The organism is Embleya sp. NPDC005971 (genome assembly GCF_040629175.1).
In the GTDB taxonomy this organism is placed as follows: domain Bacteria; phylum Actinomycetota; class Actinomycetes; order Streptomycetales; family Streptomycetaceae; genus Embleya.
The window spans coordinates 1-14,395 of sequence record NZ_JBEXUX010000124.1; the positions used below are offsets into that span (position 1 = coordinate 1).

At 70.9% G+C, this 14,395-nt stretch carries 11 protein-coding genes and 3 pseudogenes; 8 read left to right on the forward strand and 6 right to left on the reverse strand.

Features of this window, described 5'->3' with window-relative positions; all coding sequences use genetic code 11:
- Positions 1 to 285 precede the first annotated feature (285 nt).
- From ABZ374_RS46900 to ABZ374_RS46915, 4 genes and pseudogenes are all read left to right on the forward strand, one after another.
- Positions 286 to 705, forward strand: a pseudogene (locus ABZ374_RS46900) (LLM class flavin-dependent oxidoreductase); the annotation flags it as partial.
- 124 nt (positions 706 to 829) lie between these two features.
- The gene (locus tag ABZ374_RS46905) at positions 830 to 1,051 is read left to right on the forward strand and encodes a hypothetical protein (protein ID WP_360324545.1); all 222 of its coding nucleotides are present in this window, start codon (positions 830 to 832) and stop codon (positions 1,049 to 1,051) included.
- 109 nt (positions 1,052 to 1,160) lie between these two features.
- Positions 1,161 to 2,171 (forward strand): aldo/keto reductase, encoded by a 1,011-nt coding sequence (locus ABZ374_RS46910; protein WP_360324525.1) that lies wholly within the window; start codon positions 1,161 to 1,163, stop codon positions 2,169 to 2,171.
- Between the two features lie 30 nt (positions 2,172 to 2,201).
- Positions 2,202 to 2,621: an SRPBCC family protein gene (locus tag ABZ374_RS46915; protein ID WP_360324527.1), complete on the forward strand. Its 420-nt coding sequence runs from the start codon at positions 2,202 to 2,204 to the stop codon at positions 2,619 to 2,621.
- 390 nt (positions 2,622 to 3,011) lie between these two features.
- On the opposite strand, the pseudogene ABZ374_RS46920 reads toward ABZ374_RS46915, so the two are convergent.
- The 3 genes and pseudogenes from ABZ374_RS46920 to ABZ374_RS46930 all read right to left on the reverse strand — a co-directional run.
- A pseudogene (locus ABZ374_RS46920) lies at positions 3,012 to 3,230 on the reverse strand (transposase); the annotation flags it as partial.
- 332 nt (positions 3,231 to 3,562) lie between these two features.
- Positions 3,563 to 3,967: pseudogene (locus ABZ374_RS46925) on the reverse strand (SpaA isopeptide-forming pilin-related protein); the annotation flags it as partial.
- A gap of 15 nt (positions 3,968 to 3,982) precedes the next feature.
- The gene (locus ABZ374_RS46930; protein WP_360324529.1) at positions 3,983 to 4,756 is read right to left on the reverse strand and encodes a glycine-rich protein; all 774 of its coding nucleotides are present in this window, start codon (positions 4,754 to 4,756) and stop codon (positions 3,983 to 3,985) included.
- A gap of 1,614 nt (positions 4,757 to 6,370) precedes the next feature.
- Here ABZ374_RS46930 and ABZ374_RS46935 point away from each other — a divergent pair.
- The gene (locus ABZ374_RS46935; RefSeq protein WP_360324531.1) at positions 6,371 to 7,597 is read left to right on the forward strand and encodes an RICIN domain-containing protein; all 1,227 of its coding nucleotides are present in this window, start codon (positions 6,371 to 6,373) and stop codon (positions 7,595 to 7,597) included.
- A 1,017-nt stretch (positions 7,598 to 8,614) separates the two neighbouring features.
- Here the strand turns inward: ABZ374_RS46935 and ABZ374_RS46940 are convergent.
- Complete coding sequence (locus ABZ374_RS46940; RefSeq protein WP_360324533.1) at positions 8,615 to 9,193, reverse strand: hypothetical protein; 579 nt, start codon at positions 9,191 to 9,193, stop codon at positions 8,615 to 8,617.
- Between the two features lie 494 nt (positions 9,194 to 9,687).
- Between ABZ374_RS46940 and ABZ374_RS46945 the strand changes: the two genes are divergently transcribed.
- Positions 9,688 to 10,503: a hypothetical protein gene (locus ABZ374_RS46945; RefSeq protein WP_360324535.1), complete on the forward strand. Its 816-nt coding sequence runs from the start codon at positions 9,688 to 9,690 to the stop codon at positions 10,501 to 10,503.
- Between the two features lie 351 nt (positions 10,504 to 10,854).
- On the opposite strand, the gene ABZ374_RS46950 is transcribed toward ABZ374_RS46945, so the two are convergent.
- Positions 10,855 to 11,373, reverse strand: coding sequence for a hypothetical protein (locus ABZ374_RS46950; RefSeq protein ID WP_360324537.1), 519 nt, complete (start codon positions 11,371 to 11,373; stop codon positions 10,855 to 10,857).
- A gap of 428 nt (positions 11,374 to 11,801) precedes the next feature.
- Positions 11,802 to 12,149: a hypothetical protein gene (locus ABZ374_RS46955; RefSeq protein WP_360324539.1), complete on the reverse strand. Its 348-nt coding sequence runs from the start codon at positions 12,147 to 12,149 to the stop codon at positions 11,802 to 11,804.
- Between the two features lie 198 nt (positions 12,150 to 12,347).
- On the opposite strand from ABZ374_RS46955, the gene ABZ374_RS46960 reads away from it, so the two are divergent.
- Positions 12,348 to 13,322 carry a hypothetical protein gene (locus tag ABZ374_RS46960; protein WP_360324541.1) on the forward strand — a complete coding sequence of 325 codons (975 nt, stop codon included), beginning with the start codon at positions 12,348 to 12,350 and terminating at the stop codon, positions 13,320 to 13,322.
- Complete coding sequence (locus ABZ374_RS46965; RefSeq protein ID WP_360324543.1) at positions 13,282 to 14,214, forward strand: universal stress protein; 933 nt, start codon at positions 13,282 to 13,284, stop codon at positions 14,212 to 14,214. Before ABZ374_RS46960 ends, ABZ374_RS46965 begins: the two co-directional genes overlap by 41 nt.
- Positions 14,215 to 14,395: the final 181 nt, after the last annotated feature.

The window sequence follows — 14,395 nt, forward strand, 5'->3', positions numbered from 1 at the left end:
CCGATATCGGCATACCGCTGACAGCACAGCCACGGTCGGGTAGGTCGGGACCCGACACACCGGCAGTGGTCGATTCGTCCCGGCGGACATCCCGGCCCACCACAGCCGGCCGGGGAGGGCCGGCCCGCAGCGGGGCCTCGCCCGTTTCCCCCGCTTTGAGGACCGATTCACCCATGGCACCCCGTCACCCCGCCCTCGCCCGCCTCGCCCCCGGCGAGGGCCGGCTCACCCTCGGCCCGGAACTGCCCCTCGACAACGACTGGAGCCCCCCGCCCCGGCAGGCCGGTGAACCGTACGCACGGCCGGCCGCCCCCACGGCGTTCCGGACCTCGCCGATCACGCGCGCCCGGCCCGGCTTCGCCGGCCTCCGGGTGCGCGACGTCCCGCTCTTCGACCCCGTCCGCTTCGGGGACGCCGGGACGGTCTTCGAGACCTTCACCCACCTCGGCCATCGCCGCCGTCACCGAGCACGCCGTCCTCGGCACCGCGGCCGTCGTCCTGCCGCTGCGCGAACCGCTGCTCGTCGCCAAGGCCACCGCCACCGTCGACGTGCTCTCCGGCGGCCGGATGCTGCTCGGCCCGGCCGGCGGCGACTGTCCCGTCGAGTACCCGCTCCTCGGACGGGACTTCGAGGCCCTCGGCGCCGCCTTCCGCGAGGGAGTGAGCACCCTGCGCGCCGCCGGGCGCCCAGGCCCGCTGGAACTGCCCGGGGCCGGGCTCGGCTCGGACTTCCGGCTGGACGTCCTGCCGAAGCCGGTGCGGCGGCGGGCATCCCGATCGCCGTCGCCGGTGGCGCGAACTCGCCTGGGAGAAGCCGTAGGTGACCCCGATGGTGCTCACCCTCCACGAGGACCCGCACGCCCCGACCCGTGCGATCCGGCTCGGCCTCGGCACCGGCCGCAACGCCCTGATCGAGTACCTGGAGACCATGGCGCTGCTCGGGACCTCGCACGTCTCCTTCAATCTGCGGCCCAACAACCGGCCAGTGGAGGACCTGCCGCGGGAGCTCGCGGAGCACGTTTTGCCGCTCTTCCCCACATTCATCACATAAAGCCCTTGCATTAGCCAGCGTCTGCAACTATTGTCAAGGCATGTAAAAGGCACTCGCATCTATCGAGTGGCCCCTGCGCCCCGCATACCCCGATCGAAAGGGCACCACCATGTCCCTCAAGGAACTCCTCCCCGGCAAGCTCGGCTATGGCACCGCCCCGCTCGGCAACATGTTCCGCGCGATCCCCGAAACCGAGGCACTCGCCACCGTCGAGGCCGCCTGGCGGCAGGGCGTCCGCTACTACGACACCGCCCCCTTCTACGGCGCCGGCCTCGCCGAGGAACGCCTCGGCGAGGTCCTGTCCGCCAAGCCCCGCGACGAGTACGTACTCTCCACCAAGGTCGGCCGCGTCATCCTCGACGAGCCGGAGGAGGGCACCCGCGAACTCGGTGAGAAGGGCGGCCTGTTCGAACACGGCAACCCCAACAGGATGCTGCACGTCTGGACCGCCGAGGACACCGAACGCTCCATCGAGGACAGCCTCAAGCGCCTGCGCACCGACCGCCTGGACATCGTCTGGGTCCACGACATCGCCCAGGACTTCCACGGCGACGCGTGGCCGGCCAAGTTCGAGGAGGCCCGCACCGGCGCCTTCCGCGTCCTGTCCCGCCTGCGCGACGAAGGCGTCATCAGGGCCTGGGGCCTGGGCGTCAACAAGACCGAGCCCATCGAGCTCACCCTGTCCCTCGACGAGCCCCACCCGGACGGCTTCCTCCTCGCCGGCCGCTACACCCTCCTCGACCACGAGCACGCCCTCGGGCGCCTGCTGCCCATGGCGCAGCAGCAGGGCGTCGACATGGTCGTCGGCGGCCCCTACAGCTCCGGCATCCTCGCCGGCGGCACCCACTTCGAGTACCGGGAAGCCCCCGCGCACGTCATCGAGCGCGTCACCCGGCTCAAGGACCTGGCCGCGAAGCACGGTGTGAGCATCAAGGCCGCCGCCCTCCAGTTCTCCCTCGCCCACCCGGTCACCGCCGCGGTCGTCGCCGGCGCCACCAGGCCCGGCCGCATCGCCGAGGACCAGGCGGCGCTCAACGAGATTGTCCCCGCCGCGTTCTGGCAGGAACTGCGTGCCGCCGGCCTCGTCGCCCCGGCCGCCCCGCTGCCGTACGGCGCCTGAACCACCCCCGACCCGACAGGAAATCCCATCATGGCCTCCACCTCCGTCAGCCGCATCGTCCCCGCCTCCCCCGACAAGGTGTGGAACCTCATCGGCGGCTTCGACTCCCTCCCCGACTGGCTCCCGTACATCCCCGAGAGCACCCCCCTCGAAGGCGGCCGCGTCCGCCGCCTGCGCAACCCCGAGGGCGGGACCATCACCGAGCGCCTCGTCGCCTTCAACGAGACCGAGCGCCACTACAGCTACGCCATCCTGGCAGCCCCGTTCCCCGTCGACGGCTACGTCTCCACGATCCGCGTCCACGCCGTCCCCGGCCGGGACGACACCGCCGAGGTCCAGCGGTCCGGCCGCTTCAACCCCGACGGCGCCACCGAGGCCGAGACCGTGGCCCTGTTCGCCACCATCTACCGCGACGGCCTCGACGCCCTCCACACCACCCTCGCCGGCTGAGACCCCTCCCTCCCGCAAGCCCGGATACGCCCCCCGCGTACCCGGGCTGCCGGCTGTTCCGGGCCCGGAGGGGCCCGTGTCAGGCGCGGGGAAGGTGACGTCGAAGGCGGTGGGGGTACCGGCGAGCGCCCCGAGTCCTCTCGTCGAAGCACCCGTCGCCGGAGTCGGTCCCCAGCGACTCGGGATCGCGTCCGTCGGTTCCGATCCGGCGCACACCTCGCGGTCACCCACCCGCCACCGGGGACTCCCGGCGCCGTGCGCATCGCGCAGACACTCGGCCGTGCGAGTGACGATCCCCCGAACCCGGCGGGCGTTCGGCGGTTCCGGTCCGAGACGAGGTGGACCTTGGAGGTCTGTCCGCCCCGCGAACGCCCGAGCGGGGCGGCCCTCGAAAACACCGGCGTCCCGCCACTGCCGGAAACGGTTGTGCACAGTCGACCACGCACCGAACCGCTCCGGCATCCCACGCCACTGCGCACCCGTCCGAAACTTCCGGATCACGCCCTCGAACTGCTGCCGCAGCCGCTCGGGATACGGACCGAACCCACCGATCGGCAGGTACGGCTCAATGAACTCCCACTCCACATCCGTCAGTTGCTCTCGCGTCACAACAAGACGATCTACCGGACCAGGGTCGCCTCAACGACGAATCCCACAGATTGATCGCAATCCAATACACGCCCTGGTACCGCAACTACACGCCCTGGTACCGCAACAGCGTTTGACCTGAGGGTTGGTACGGCTCACAGGCTGGGACACGCGCTGGGCCTGTGTCACAAACTGGGACGGTACGACTCGATCATGCGGGGACAGCGCAAGGACGTGCGAGTCGGGCCGACGGCCATCGACAAGGTTGCGACCGTGCGTGAGTTCGCGGAGCGTGAGGGCGGGCGGTGCCTTGCCGCGGCCTCGCGCTCCGCGAGTGGATGTGTGGGTCGCGGTCAGCCGTCGCAGCCGCAGTGGTCGAGAGGGTCGGGTGTGCCGTAGCCGTCGGGGTGACCGTGGCAGGGCGGCTTGGGCGGAGTCGGCTTCGCGGTGTCGTCGGGGTGACCGTGGCAGGGCGGCTTCGGCTCGGTCGGCTTCGCGGTGTCGTCGGCGGTGACGCTGACGCCGGTGGCGGCGTTGTCGACGGTCAGGACGAGCGGGCCGAAGACGCGGTCGTCGGGGAGGAGGTAGCCGGCCGGGGCGCGAGTCTCCTCCCAGTAGTAGGTGCCGACGGGGACGTTGCGGGTGCAGGTGCCGTCGGTGCCGGTGACGCACGGCTCGCCGATGCCGGTGTCGGGGTTGGTGCCGGTGGTCTGGAGTCCGGGGGTGCCGTTGGTCTCCTCCCAGAGCTGGAAGGTTGCACCCGCGAGCGGGGCTTAGGTGCGGGCGTCCCGCTTGAGGACTGTCACGTCACCGGTGACGACGACGCAGGGCACCCAGGTGAGGGTAGCCTCGCCGTTGCCCTGACGGGCTCCGGTGGTGAACACGGCGCTCGCGGGGCCGCTGCTGGAGCCTCCGCCGCCGCCCGCGCCGCTGTTGGAGGCGGTGGGGGACGCGGCCCCACCGCCGCCCCCGACGGCTCCCGCGCCACCGCCGCCGCCCGCGCCGCCGTGGGGGTCGAGGATGCTGTTTCCGCCCGCGCCTCCGACCGGTCCGACGGCCGGGCTGCCGTTCTCGCCGTTGGGGGCGGTGTGGGGTGCGTTGACGCCGCCCTGCCCGCCCTCGCCGCCGGGCCTGCCGGGCCTGCCCTCGTCGTCCCCGGGGAGCCCCCGGCCCGGCTCGCCCGCCTTGCCCGCGTCCCCGCCGCCGATGGCGGTGGCGAAGAACGACGCGCCGCCTCCTCCGCCGCCACCCGCCACGACCAGGGGTGCCGTACTGGTGCCGACGGTGGTCCGGCCCCCGCCGCCACCCGCGGCGATACCGGAAATCTGGCCGTCTGCGATGTAGGCGCCGCCCCGGCCACCCCCGTTGTAGCCGCCCTGGGCACGTGCCGGGTCGCTGTCGTCTCCGGAGTGCCCGGCGCCGCCCACGTTCACCGTGAGGACTTCTCCCGACGTCACGTCGAACGTCGCCGATACTTCCGCCCCCCGGCCGCCCGCCACGCCGTACTGGCCGTCCCCTCCGGCGGCCCCGAAGGCGTCCACGGTCACCGCGCACCGTCCTCGGGGACCGTGACCTGTGCAGGTGCCCCCGTGAAGGTGAAGGTCTGCGAAGCCTGCCTCGCAGCGGGGGGCGTGGCCGCCAGAACAGCGGTCGGGAACACAGCCGACGTGGACAGCCCGGCGACCAGCACCGCGCCCGCGAATGAAAGGTAATGTCTCATAAGGGAAGAATCAGATGCGGAGGCAAGCGGCGCTCGGTGGAGATCCTCCAAGCGGCCGAACAATGCGCTCTGTAGGGGTAAGGCCCCTACTCGGACTGTCCAACCATCAGGCCAAACGCTGTTGCGGTACCAGACGAGGCGTTGCTCCTCGGCGTCGGCCGACGAGGCGTAGGCGGCGACGGAGGTCGCCTTCGAATGGGCGGATCCCGAGTGGGACCCGCAGTGGGACCCCGAGGTGTTCGCTTCCCGGGTGCTGGGCGTTGCCGTGCCCGTCGAGTCCGTACCGGAACTGTGCGGCATCATGGCCGGCGAGGGACGAGGCGCCGTCCCGAGTGTCGAGTCGCTGAACCCCGGGTACTGCATCGTCCTCGTCTGCCGCGCGCCGTTTCGGGTTGTTCCTCGACCGGGGTCGGGCCGCAGAGCTGTGCCCGACACCCGGGTGTTCCGCGGACCCGATACACGAACACATCCCTCGCTGCCATCACCATCTCGTCGACTGCGATCCCGACGAACTGGCCCGGGCGGCCGGAGAGTACGGATGGGCTCGACGCGAGGAACTCGACCGCGACCCGGCACGTATGGTGGGCGACCCCCACGCGGACGTCCTCGCCAGGGCCGCGGCCGCACACGGCGCCACCGAACCGGTGGCGACCGCATTTCTGGACGGGCCTGTTCGACCCCGACACGATCGACGACGCCCACTGGAATCCGATGGAAGCCCTCACCGTGCGCCACGCGCTGGAGCACGAACGGCTCCGGTTCCGCCGCATCGCCGACCGCGAGGCGCGCGACATCCGAAGCCGCCCCAAGGCCTGTACGACATGTGGAAACGAGCTTTCCCCATGGCCCGCTCCAGCCGTTCCACCGCGGTTCTGCGCACGCACGTGCGTCCCGTCCCCCACCGGGGGGGCACCTCACGTCCGCCACACCCGGGTAAGCACGCGTGTGATTTCTCGGCGGCCGGTTCCGTTCGCACGGACCGTGCCCTCGGGCGATCCGTGAGGTTTTGCGGATCAGGGTCGCCATCGCCGAGATGGGGGACGGCAGGTCGTAGTGGCGGCGAGTACTGAGTGGGCGTCAAGAGCGGCAGGGAGGCCGGGGCCAGCGCCTGTTCGGCTTAAATACGGCTACTCGAACGGCTGGTTCCACGCCTATACCGCGGCTTTATCTCGAACTTACCCTTGGTGTTCTCGCTGCCTGGCGGTCTCTGGAGGATCAGGGGGCGAGGGGGGTGGGGCAACGCCCTGACGACGCCTGCGTGGGGACGCAGGGCGCGTAAGGGGCCGAGGAGGGGGAGGGCACGATTACCACGTCGCATTTGACATGCCCGCGCCATTTGATCCTTCTGGCCGAATATAACCGATCGAAGCAAGATCTCTCGCTGTTGCCGCACGTCCTGCGCATTCCATATGAAGTCAACCGACGAAGAAGGTCGTGGGCAATGTTCAAGAGAACCTCCTCGAAGGCCCGACGTCTGGGGTCGGCCGCCATGGGAATCGGCGCCATGGCCCTTGGTGTGGTTGTCTCGCCTCTGGCCACCGGATCGGCGTATGCGACGCCGTCCTGCGGCGTTGATGGTGTGCTCTGCGGAAACATCATCGGCGGCTATACCAACGGCGGCATGCCCGATGTCGCTGCGACCGGTGGAGCCGGAAGTGCCGTGCGCCTGAGCACGAATTTTGGCGTCCAGAACCACTGGATGTTCGTTCCCAGTCCCGGTGGGAACGGCGCCTTCACGATTCGGGTCGCATCGAGTGGGCTGTGCCTCGACACCAGCAATAATTCTGATGCCACTTCCGTGCAGAGCTGCAATGGTCAGAGTTCCCAGGATTGGTACGCTCAGCCGCTACAGACAACGAATTCCGGATACGAACAGTTCCGCTTTCGGCATGCGAGTGACAACAAGTGTCTGAATGCTTGGGGCGCCAGTACGTCGGCGGGTACCACCGTGGGTCTCTGGAACTGCCAGGGTTCGAGTGCCTGGAACGACCGCTTCGCGATCGGCAAATACGGTCTCGGCCAGGAGCATGCGCCGGAGCTCGTCCAGCAGCTGAAATCCTGGGCCACGATGTATGCGTTGAACCAGTTCAACAACAAGTCCTCGGTCATCCCGACGGCTACATTCCAGGTGGGGACTCCGGCTCCGGCGAAGGCCGGCCCGGCCCAGGTGGTGGGCCCCCCGGCTTTCGCGGGCGCCAGTGGCTCGGTGTACCAGTACGGCTGGTCGCACAGCACGGGGTACACCTTCAGCAACGGCGGATCGGTCACGGTCACCGGAACGGTGGGAACCGGGCCCCTGAGTACTTCTCCCGTGGCGGCATCGATCTCTGTGGCCATTCAGGGGTACTGGGGAAGCCAGTGGAACACCACTACGACACAGTCCGGTCAAGTTCAATTCGACATCCCGCCCGGTCAGGTGGGCTGGGTGGCCCGAGCTCAGCTGCTGAAGGCGATGACCGGTACCTGGAGCATCACCAACGACAAGGGGGACAGCTGGCAGGGGACGGGAACGGCTACCATTCCGGCGGTTGACGGCACCGACTCTCCGGGCAACGCCAGCGTGCTCTACCAGTGCACGACCAACCCGTCCGCGGCCACGTGGGCCGAAGCCTGCTACAAGACGGTTCCCAACGGCTATCCGTACCCGGCGACGCGCCCGTCCGTGTAGTCCGTTCCGGTGCGTAAGTCAGGGTTCTGGCACGGCTGATGTGGCCTGCCAAGCGGGCGCGGCTCCTTTCGAGTTTTCGGCTCTCCATGCTGAAGCTTCGTCGCGGGAGTCGCGCCTTGGCGCTGACACCCTCGAACTGCTGCCGCAGCCGATTGGGATACGGACCGTACTCGCCGACCGGCAGGTACGGCCCGATGAACTCCTGTTCCAGGTCAGTCGGTTGCACTCGTGTCACACGAAGGTCTACCCGACCGACCCATACCCCGAAGACACAGCCTACAGATTGATCACGACCCGATACACGCCCTATTTGTGCTCCGGTCTCTCCGGGGAGCGACCCGACCTCGTCGAGCGCGGCAGGCTCGTCCTCGCCCGCATGACGCACCGCACCCGGTACCCCTTGTCCCGCCCCGTCCCCGTCTCGGGGCAGCGCCCGCATCTGGCCGTGGCCCGATCCCCGTCGGACTTCCACCGTGCCGTCGTGTCTCGAGTCGAGGATCGGCGATCGCAGCGGGTGGCCGGTGCAAATGTGGGGCCGTGAGCACGCGACAGGCACCCACGCATGGCACCTGCTGTGGCGCGGCGGCCTCCTCTTCGACCGGGAACGTCCCCTGATCCCGGTCTCGCCGGCGTGGACCGCCGACGCGGCCCACCGGCAGGAGGCGTCGTGACGCCCGGCACGGCAACCGTGCAGGCACGGGCGTCGTCCGTCCACGCGATGCCGGACCGATGTCGCGTGGACCTGACGCCGGGAGTGACGGTGCGCCGGCTGGGCGGCCTGTACGAGGTCGCCGCCCTCCAAGGACCCCGGGTGCACCTGCCTGCCCTGGACGAGAAGGGTGAGGACGCCGTCGCGCTGGTATCCGCACTGACCTGCGCCGCCGACTTCGCGCTGGTGGAGGCGGAGACACGGGAGCGGCCCGGCCTGCGGATCCCGGACGTGAGCATCGTGGACCTGCTCGACCCCCTGGAGCACGAGCGAATGCGCGACTGGGAGTGGCACCTGCACGAGGTCGTTCACGGACTGCCGCCCGGCGCGCCGTCGGACACCCGGCCGCGCCCGCAGTACGACCTGGAAGAGACGTCGCGGTGGAGCCGGCTGGACGCCAAGTCCCGCGAGCTCGGGTCGGACCAGCACGCGCGGGTGAAGCCGGCGGCGTCCTCGTGGCGGTGTTCCCTCGCCAGTTGCGCGATCGCCAGGACCAGGCCCGCGCGGAGGCGGGGAACCTCCTCGACGCGCAACCGCTCGTGCAGGGCGGCAGAGATCTCCCACGCGCGATGGGACAACGCTGCCGGGACGCACGCCGTTTCCTCCCGCACCGCCGGGTCCGGGTCGTCCAGGAGGGCGATCGGGATGTGCGCGTCTGCGGCGATCGCGTCCCGCGCCGCCCGCACCGACCAGTTCTGCGGATAACCGCCGACGTCGAAGCGCACGTCGTCGTCGGCGTCGGCGACCCGCAACAAGGCGGCGCGCGACCCGTCGCCCCAGTGGTTGCGACACGCCACCGCGGCGACCGGGCCCAGCGCATCCGCCCGCACGTGCATGGCCGGGTCCGCGGCGATCCGCAGCAGGAACGGCACCGTCAACGGCGCCACCGAACCCGTCGTGCCCTTCGGGCGGGCCGGTCCTGTCCCATGCGTCGCGCATGCCCTCGGTGGCCGTCTCCACCGTACCCGGAGGAAACTCCGGCGACCACGCCCCCTCCGGAGCCGAGACACCGAGCCGCTCCCCGATCTCCACCCACCCGTACACGCGCACGAAGGCCACGTAGTCCCCCTGTTACGCCTCCTCGGCGACACCGGGACGGGCAACGAACGTCTCTCCCGACCCCGGCTCCGGCGGCATCAACGACACGAGCACCCCGAACCAATCACCACCGTCGGCCACGGCCGTCCCCTTCCACCACCCTGTCCCGCGCGGCCCATGCCCCGTCGTTGGGTCGTCGAACGCTCGCTCGGCTGAATCATGCACGCACGGCGACACCGGGCAGGAATCCCGGGCAGGGCCGCGACGGGAGTATTCGCGATGCGCGTGGTCGTCGCGCCCGGTACGGTGTGCAGCCGATCGTCCGGGGGATGGGTGGGGTGTCGTGGCGGGGTTGCGTATGACGGTGTGTCTGCCCGCGAAGGCACAAGGCGGCGACCTCGCCGCGGCGATCGGCGCGGCGATGGCTCCGTTCGAGGAGGACCACACCTCGGACGAGGCGCGCGACATCTGGGACTGGTGGACGGTTCGCGGCGGCAGCGACGGCTGCGGCTACTTCGTCGCCCCCGGCCACGCCGACGACCCGCGTCTCGTCCACGACACGTCGCAGTCCGACGGGAAGGAACTGCCGAGTCTGTTGGGCATGTCGGCCGGAGGCCCCCGGGAGACGCTCGATTTCACGGAGCCGCGGACCAGGGCGAGGACGGCCCTTGGCGCCGGGTGGGATCTGTGGCGTCGCATCGGCGCGGACGGTCGGCCCGTTCAGCCGCTGTCCCGGTTCGAGGCCCGGTACGAATCGGAGCACGGGGCGTATTGCGGCGCGGAAACCTTTTGGGACTACCGTGCCCAACCGAAGGTCAGGGAGTTCTACGACCACTGGTGCCGGATGAAGGACATCCCCGGCATGCTCAACTTCGGGTACTCCGACGTCACGGATCTGGATTCCTGGTTCGCGGGCGACCGCGAGGAGTTCGTCGAGCGCGAGGCCCCGAGGGCGCTCCGACACTTCGGGGACCTCCTCACCCTCGACGGCTGGTGGAGCGAGACGGGAAGAAACGACCCCGGCGTCCACGGCCCCTGTGCCGAACCGGTGCCATGCGAGCACGCACCGCACGATCCCCTGTGCCTGACCGATCCGGTCACCTACCTGGAATCACTCCCCGACGACGCACTCCTCGTCACACTCAGGTGCCACGTCTGAACCCGATCGATCCAACGCGCGATGGCCACCACCCCGACACGCCCGGGCCGCCGTCACTCTCGCGAGGCCGGCGAAGAACGAGAGCACCTGCTCACCCGACTCGGCATGCGCCGGTAGGACCGACGGCTTTGACCCGCCACCGCAATGTTCCGCCACGGGAGAGAACAACCTCCCACCGCCCGACCGCCATCGGCTCCATTGCCCACCGGCCTGCGCCGCCCCGAGGTTCCTTGCCACGCGCTGTTCGGCTGCTTCGCCTCCTTCGGCTCGGGAGGTCGGTTCGAGGATCCGATCCGAAGCCGCAGCCGTGTCCCATGGGAACCGGGGTCGCAATGCGCGGCGCCGCTGTTGTCAGCGCCACCCCGCCTGGTCGGTGAACGGCACCTGCGGAGCCAGTCGTTCGAGTGCCGCGGCCAGGTCGTGCGTGTCGCGCCGGCGACCGATCCACGCCACCCCCACCCTGGTCCGCGGAGGCGGCTTCCGCTCCCCGTGGACCCGGACGCTCCAAGCGGATCGGGAAGGGGTGTGGAGTTGGTCGTCGAGCGGCGAGTGGAACTGCACCGTGCGGGTGCCGAAGCCGGAGACGACGACCCGACGCACGTCGTCCCAAGGAAGGTGCCGGCGGTGGACTCCCCGTCCGACCGTCGCACCCTCCGTGTCGAGGTACAGGACCGACTCGCGTCGCACGCATCGGACGGTCAACCCGAGAAGCACCAGACCCAGTACCACCCAGGACGCCACCGCCACTTCTGCGGGGAACCCCGGCATCAGCAGGACGACCGCGGTGACGGCTCCGCCCACGGCGCAGAACCCGGCGTACGGCGCCCCCACGCGGTCACGGAGCTCGAACGTGTCTTCGATGTCGGTCACAGCGCGACATGATCGCACCTCGAACCGGCTCCCGCCGGCGAATCGCGCAATCGTCCCGCGTGCGCGGCGAGTTCACAGCCTCGCGGAGGCGGTGCCGCTCGGGTCCGGTCCGCCCACACCCATCCCGGCGGCGTACCCGGGCGGCCCCTCTCTATGAAGGAACCGCGTGCGCATCGACGGACGACAACGCCTCGTCCACCGCATGATGCACACCGAGTTCGGCACGACACTGCCCCGCGAAGGCGTCGAGTTCGGCGAACTCCTCGCCGCGATGCACTGAACCCCGGCCCGGGTGTTCAGGGCCCGCGTGCCCCTGGGCTCCATGAGCAGGACACGGAGACGGAGGATGCCGCCGGGGAACCGGGCTTGTGGTTCGACGGCCGTCGCCGCCCCCGTTCGCATCCGGCCTGGCCGTACGACGGGCGCGATCACGCCCGCCCCGGGAGCGTCTCCTCGGCTTCGCCCATGAGCTGCACACCGGTGCGCTCAAACCGATTGGACAGCACGTTGGCCGAGAGATCGGAGTCCGGTCCCACGAACTCGGCCCATCCGGCCGCCGTTTCGGCGGCGTCCTCCACCCCTTCGTGGGCGAACCTGGTCGAAGCGGCGATCTCCGACTCCGCCTTGGCCGGCAACGCGCCGAGGAGCCGCGGACGGTCGTCCTCCCGCGGGCCTTCGCGCGACGACTCCGGATCGAGGATCGGCTCGGCCCCCAAGGCCACCAGCGCACCACAGATCTGCTCCGCACTCACCGGGTGGTCGCCGCTGATGCTCACCGGCCCAGCTTCACCGCAAGGCGGGGCTGTGGAGACTGCGACCACGCCGCATCGGAGCGGATGCGACACCGCCCGCGCTGTGCCCGGACCCGCCCGGCGTGCCGACGGGTGCGGGCGAGGACGGAACCGGACGCCCCGGAGAGTGGCGAATCGCCATTTCGGCCCCGGAGGGGGACATTCCTTGTCTACGTTCGCGGTATGAGTTTCGAGCCGCGTGGGACGCGCAACGCCGATCCCGTCACGGTCGAGGACCGCATGGAATTGGAGGACGATCCGGAGGAAGGCCGCGACGGCCTCCGGCCGTTCGGCGCGATGCTCCGGTCGTGGGCGCGTCCCGATCCGGGCGTCGCCCGGGGACCGCACGTCGCGGCGTTGGCTCTGGCCGCCGCCGCTGTCCTCGTGGAGGCTGCCGGCGGCACGTGCGTGGGACCGCGTTACCGGGCGCGGGAGAGCGCGGTGGAGTTGTCCGAGATCGCGGACCGGGTCGCGACGGCGATCATCGATCTGGAACGGGCGGGGACGGCGACCTCGCCGCGCGGGGCACGTCGGCCCTGCGGTTGCGGTTCCAGGCCGAACACGTCTCCTGGCTGGTCGCTTTGGCCGCGCGTCGCCGACGAGGCCCTCGCCCTGCCCCCCGACGACCCGGCCGCGCGGGCGGACCTGGCGACCGCGGCGACCCTGGCCCGGTCCGTGCTGCGGGCCGCCCGCGCCTGCGTCCCCCGCTGCGTCGTCCGGGTCGAGGAACTGGGCCAGTCGGACGAGCCGTTCGACGAGGCGACGATCGAGATCGCCGCCCGACGCCCGGCCCACGAAGTGGCGTGCCAGCGACCCGCGTCCCCGGATCCGCCCGGAGCCGGCGCGCAGGGTCCGGCCGGGGAGTTCGTGGGCTTCGCCGTCCGGGCGCAGTCCTCCGGAAGCCGCGACGACGTGTCACGTGAACCGACTCGCGCCCTCGCCGGGCCCACCCGGTCGGCGCGCCGTGGGCGCGCGGATCATAGCGGGACTCCGGGCTTGTGTCGACCCGGCGTGGCGGCACTCGCCAGGATCGACCGGCATGGGCGGCCATGCGTTCGATACGACGGCGAACATTCGTGTGTGGGTGCACACCCGCCACTGGTTGACGATGGACGGGATGCTCGACAACGAGGACCAGAGCAGGCGGGAACGCGGTGACCACGACGGCGCCGAACTCGCCGGCAGCGTTCGCCGGGCGGGTTGGGACCAGATCCCCGGCTGGCCGCGGGACGCGGCCGGCTTCGCGACCTGGCCGGCACCGGGCCAGACCTCGACCCTGGTCCTGAACGCGGCCCGGTGGGCACTGGTCGTCTCCGCACTGGATCGGTGGGCGGACATCGGTGACACGACCGAGGCGGCCGTCGCACACGCACAGGCGCTGCACCCGCAGGTGTGGACCATCGGGCGGGTCCGCCGCGGCGCCGCGCACGAGGTGTTGCTCACCTCCGCCGAACACGCTTCGCTCGTGGTGATCGGCAGCCGCGGACACGCACGCATGGCCGGCCTGCTGCCGGGCTCGGTCGGTCTGTCTGTGGCCGCCTACACCCCGTGCCCCTTGCTCGTGGTGCGTGGCGAACACGACCCCTCACGGGTCGTGGACGGCGGCACCGAGGGCCTTGTCGTGGTCGGCGTCGACGGCGCGGAATGCCGGCCCGCCTTGGAAGCCGCCTACGAGGAGGCCCAGTTGCGGCATCTGCGCGTGTGCGCGCTGAACGCGCTCCCGCCGGTCACGCCCACGCCGATCGGGCTTCCCGCGCCTGCGCCGGAGTCCCTGGCCGCAGCGAGCGCGCTGCGGCGCGGCGCCCTGGACGCGTGGACGGCCGAGCCTCGGGCCAAGCACCCCGAGATCGAGTCGCAGGTGCGGCTCGTGCGCGAGGGCGCGGGTCACGCACTGGTGGAGGCGTCCCGCGAGGCCGACCTGGTGGTCCTGGCCGCCCACCGACGCACCGCCCGATTCGGTACCCGCCTGGGCCGGGTCAGCCACACGGTCCTGCGTCACGCACACGCGCCCGTCCTCCTCGTGCCCGTCCTCCTTGTGCCCGTGGACTGACCCGCCGTTTCGATCACGGGCGAACGGAGGGCGTGGCACGAACACGCGATGCGCTCCCGGGTGCCCATCGGCCGCGGGCGGTCGTCCCCGATCGATCGGGCAGCAGCGCCGCGCCGACCCGGGCCAACGGGCGACTGTGCGGGCCGATCAGACCGACCGGGAGCGGCTCGCGCGCGGTGAG